Here is a 4,219-nt window from a genome sequence, read left to right on the forward strand (position 1 = left end):
GTCGTGTTCCGCGGTCGGCCCCGGCCGCACCTGCGTCGCCGCCCGGGCTGGGTGGATTCCGGCCCGACGACGGCCCGGGCGCTGACAGACTCGTCCGGTGAGCGGCTTCGGGAGGCGAAGGCGTCTCGGGCCGGCGGTGCCGGTGGCCCCGGGCGCCCGGGTGGACCGGTTCGAGATCTTCTTCGACCTGGTCTTCGTCTTCTCGTTCTTCATCATCACGCGGGCCACCGCCCTGGACATCACCGGCAGCGCGCTGCTGCACGCGCTGCTGGTGCTGGCCGTGCTCTGGTGGGCCTGGGTGGTCCACAGCATCGTCGCCGCACGGATCCGACTCGGCGAAGGCTTCGTGCCGGTGCTGATGACGGTCGGCATGGCGGCGCTGTTCACCTTCGCGCTGTCCCTGCCGAACGCGTTCCGGGACCCGCACGGCAACGAGGCCGGCCCGGTCGTCGCGGCGATCAGCTACGTGGTGATCCGGGGCGTGCACCTGGCGCTCTACTGGCACGCGGTGCGGTACACCCCGAACGAGCGCCGGCAGCTCCGCCGGTTCATGCCGGAGCTGGTGCTCAGCACGCTGCTGCTGCTCGCCGCCGCGCTGATCCCGCCGAACCTGCACGGAGGCACCGCGGCGCTCGTCCGGGACATGCTCTGGGCCGCGGTCGTGATCCTGCAGTACGCCACCGGCATGCTGGCCGGCACCTGGGGCTGGGGCGTCGCCTCGGCGGAACACTGGACCGAGCGGTACGACCTGATCCTGATCATCGCGCTGGGCGAGTCGGTCATCTCGGTCGGCGTCGGCAGCAACCTGCTCGGCCACCCGCCCACTCCGGCGGCCGTGGCGGCGGCCGTGCTCGGCATCGTCTTCACCGCCGCGCTCTGGTGGGCGCACTACGACCTGATCGGGCCGGCCGCGCGGATCGCCCTGCACGCCGCCGAGGACGGACCGCGGGTGGCCATGGCCCGGGACGCCTACGCCTACCTGTACCTGCCGATGATCGCCGGGATCATCCTCTTCGCGCTCGGCGCGGAGCAGATCGTGCACCAGATCGCCGACCCGACGGTCTCCAACTGGCTGCCCGCGATCGGCCCCGGCGAGCCACTGCTCTTCGGCGGGGTCATCTGCTACATCTGCGGCAACATGCTCTTCCAGCTGCGCACCCTGCACACGCTGAGCTGGACCCGACTCGGCACCGTGGTGCTGCTCGCCGCGGCCATCCCGGTGGCCGACCGGCTCCCCGCCCTGGCCACCCTCACCCTGCTGACCGCGATCTGTGTGGGCATGGTGGCCATCGAGGTGGTGGTCTTCGACGAGGGCCGCCGGGCACTGCGGCAACTGGTCTTCGAGGAGCGGGCCAGCCACGAGGCGCACGAGGCCGCCTGGCGGGCCCGCTGGCACATCCCGGAGGAGCCGGACGAGGCCGAGTGAGCGGGCCGGTGGTGGCCGGGCTCACCACCGGCGGGGCGGACGAGCGGCGCGAGCGCGCCTAGACTGCGCCGAGCGTCGCGGTGCACCCGGCTCGAAGGCCGCCGTGGGCATGGAGGCGCGGAATCGCAGGGGACCATGTGCACCCATCCCAGTCACCGAGCACGCGGCTGACCGCCCTCGGCACCCAACTGATCGAGATCCACGACTGGCTCCGCGAGGAGCTGGCCCGCCTGCGTGCGGGCCTGGACTCCCCCGGCGGCGCCGGCCTCACCCGCGAGCTGCGGGCGCACTGCGCCGGCTTCTGCGCGGCGCTGGACCGGCACCACACCGGCGAGGACGCCGGGGCGTTCCGGGTCCTCGCCGACCAGCTGCCCGAGCTGCGGCCGGTGCTGGCCGAGCTGGCCGAGGACCACCGGCTGGTGGCGGCGATCCTCAGCCGCATCGACACGCTGCTCGCCGGGGGCCAGGACGAGGGGTCGGTCCGGGCCGAACTGGACGGCCTCGCCGCGCTGCTGGAGTCGCATTTCAGCTACGAGGAACGAAAGATCGTCGCCGCGCTGAACCGACTGGCCGGCGACCCCGTGGAACTGCTCGGCGTCGCGCCACCGCCGGCGCGAGCGCACCATCCGAGGGGGACGGAGACCGCATGACCACCGACACCATCGACGCCGCCGCGGCCGGTACCTGGCAGCTGGGCGACCTGACGGTCAACCGGCTCGGCTTCGGCGCGATGCGGCTGACTGCCAACGCCGACGGCAGCCCGAGCGACCGGGACCGGGCGATCGCCGTGCTGCGCCGCGCGGTCGAGCTGGGCGTCAACCACATCGACACCGCCGCCTTCTACTTCTCCCCGCTGCGCTCGGCCAACGAGCTCATCAACCGGGCGCTGTCGCCGTACCCGGAGGACCTGGTCATCGCCACCAAGGTCGGGCCGGCCAAGGACCCGTCCGGCGAGTGGCTGCCGATGGCCCGGCCCGACCAGCTCCGCGGCCAGGTCGAGGAGAACCTGCGCCAGCTGGGCCGGGACCATCTCGACGTGGTCAACCTCCGGGTGTACGACGCAGCCTCCCTGGCCGAGCACTTCGGCGCGCTCGCCGAGCTGCGCGACGCGGGGCTGATCCGGCACCTCGGCGTCTCGGCCGTCCGCCCGCACCAGGTCGCCGAGGCGCGCGCCATCGCCCCCGTGGTCTGCGTGCAGAACTCGTGGAGCCTCGGCTACCGGCTGAGCAACGACGAGCTGATCCGGGACTGCGCCACCCACGGGACCGCGTTCGTGCCGTTCTTCGCCCTCGCCACCAGCGGGCGGGAGGCCGGCGCGACCGGCGCCGAGCATGACGAGGTGATCGCGGTCGCCCGGGCGCACGGCGTCACCCCGGCCCAGGTCCGGCTGGCCTGGACGCTGCACCGCAGCCCCAACATCCTGGCCATCCCCGGCACCGGCAACCCGGATCACCTCACCCAGAACGTGGCGGCCGCCGCCCTCCGCCTCACCGAGCACGATCTCGCCCGCCTGGAGGCGGTGCACCAGGCCGCCCTCTGACGCCCGCAACACCAAGCTGACGCAGCTTCCGGGGAGTTGCTGCCTCCCAGCGCACCGAGGCCGCAGTTTCCCCGAAGTTGCCGGCGGGGATTCGCCCGTCGGCAGAATCGGCCCCCGCGGGGTGGCCGGGGCGGGGGCCGCGGGCCATGCTGTGGCGATGGTGATCTTCTCCGTGCAGGGCCGGCCCACCGAAGCGGCGAGCTGGGCGGACCTGGCCCGCCGGGTCGAGGCCGCCGGTTTCGACGCGCTGCTGGCCGCGGACCATCCCGGCCACGGCGCCTCGCCGTTCGTGGCCCTCGCCGCCGCGGCCGGGGTGACCTCGACCCTCGGCCTCGGCTCGTACGTCTCCAACGCCGGGGTCCGGGAGCCGATCCTGCTCGCCACCGACGTGGCCACCCTCGACGTGGTCTCCGGCGGCCGGGCCCGGCTCGGCCTCGGCGCCGGCCACACCCCGGCCGAGTGGCGCGCCGTCGGTCGGGAGCGCCCCGACGTCGCCGGCCGGGTCCGCCGCTGCCTCGCCGTCGCCGAGGCCGTGCGGGCCCTCCTCGCCGGCGAGGAGGTCACTGTGGACAGCCCCGAACTCGCCGCGCACGCCGCCCGGCTCACCGAACTGCGACCGGTCCAGGACCGCGTCCCGCTCACCATGGGTACGGCCAACTCGACGCTGCTGCGCTGGGCCGGCGCGCAGGCCGACGTGGTCGGCCTGACCGGCTTCGGGCGCACCCTCCCCGACGGGCACATGCACGAGGCCCGGTGGCGGGCCGACCAGATCGAAGCGCAGCTCGCCCACGTGGCCGCCGGGGCGGCCGGACGGGACGTACCGCCCGCACTGGAGGCGCTGGTGCAGCAGGTCACCGTCACCGACGACGCCGACGCGGCCGCCGCGCCGACCGCCGAGCGCCTCGGCCTCACCGTCGCGGAACTGCTGGCCACGCCGTTCGTGCTGATCGGCACGGCCGACGAGATCGTCACGGCGGTCGCGCAGCACCGGCGCCGCTGGGGCGTCAGCCGGTTCGTGGTACGCGCCGACGCGGTCGATCAGATCGGCCCGCTGCTTCCCCGCCTCGCCGCCTGATCCGAACCCGCTCCGCAGACAAGGCGGTATGGCGCTCGATCGGATGCCGCCACCTCGCCGACCTATCGTCAGGGCGACCGCGTCGGCGTTTCGGTGTGCTGGCGGGTCGCGTGGGCAGGCGCCTGTCCTTGAGAGCGACATGTCTCTGAGACATGTTTACGTCTCAGAGACATGTCGC

At 73.9% G+C, this 4,219-nt stretch carries 4 protein-coding genes; all 4 read left to right on the forward strand.

The annotated features are described in order from the left end of the window. Nucleotides 1–97: 97 nt before the first annotated feature. The 4 genes from ACWEVO_RS31425 to ACWEVO_RS31440 all read left to right on the forward strand — a co-directional run bounded on the left by ACWEVO_RS31425 (nucleotide 98) and on the right by ACWEVO_RS31440 (nucleotide 4,041). Nucleotides 98–1,426: a low temperature requirement protein A gene (locus ACWEVO_RS31425; RefSeq protein ID WP_452311085.1), complete on the forward strand. Its 1,329-nt coding sequence runs from the start codon at nucleotides 98–100 to the stop codon at nucleotides 1,424–1,426. 137 nt (nucleotides 1,427–1,563) lie between these two features. Further along, nucleotides 1,564–2,076: a hemerythrin domain-containing protein gene (locus ACWEVO_RS31430; RefSeq protein ID WP_452311086.1), complete on the forward strand. Its 513-nt coding sequence runs from the start codon at nucleotides 1,564–1,566 to the stop codon at nucleotides 2,074–2,076. Further along, nucleotides 2,073–2,966: an oxidoreductase gene (locus ACWEVO_RS31435; RefSeq protein ID WP_452311087.1), complete on the forward strand. Its 894-nt coding sequence runs from the start codon at nucleotides 2,073–2,075 to the stop codon at nucleotides 2,964–2,966. The genes ACWEVO_RS31430 and ACWEVO_RS31435 overlap by 4 nt, the downstream gene beginning before the upstream one ends. Nucleotides 2,967–3,123: 157 nt before the next feature. Further along, nucleotides 3,124–4,041 (forward strand): LLM class flavin-dependent oxidoreductase, encoded by a 918-nt coding sequence (locus tag ACWEVO_RS31440; RefSeq protein WP_452311088.1) that lies wholly within the window; start codon nucleotides 3,124–3,126, stop codon nucleotides 4,039–4,041. The last annotated feature ends 178 nt before the right edge of the window (nucleotides 4,042–4,219 follow it).

It is taken from the genome of Micromonospora sp. NPDC003776, assembly GCF_053605645.1.

Bases quoted from the DNA above. Each gene is read 5' to 3' on its own strand.
- ACWEVO_RS31435 (WP_452311087.1), top strand. From the start codon at position 2,073: ATGACCACCGACACCATCGACGCCGCCGCGGCCGGTACCTGGCAGCTG.
- ACWEVO_RS31440 (WP_452311088.1), top strand. From the start codon at position 3,124: ATGGTGATCTTCTCCGTGCAGGGCCGGCCCACCGAAGCGGCGAGCTGG.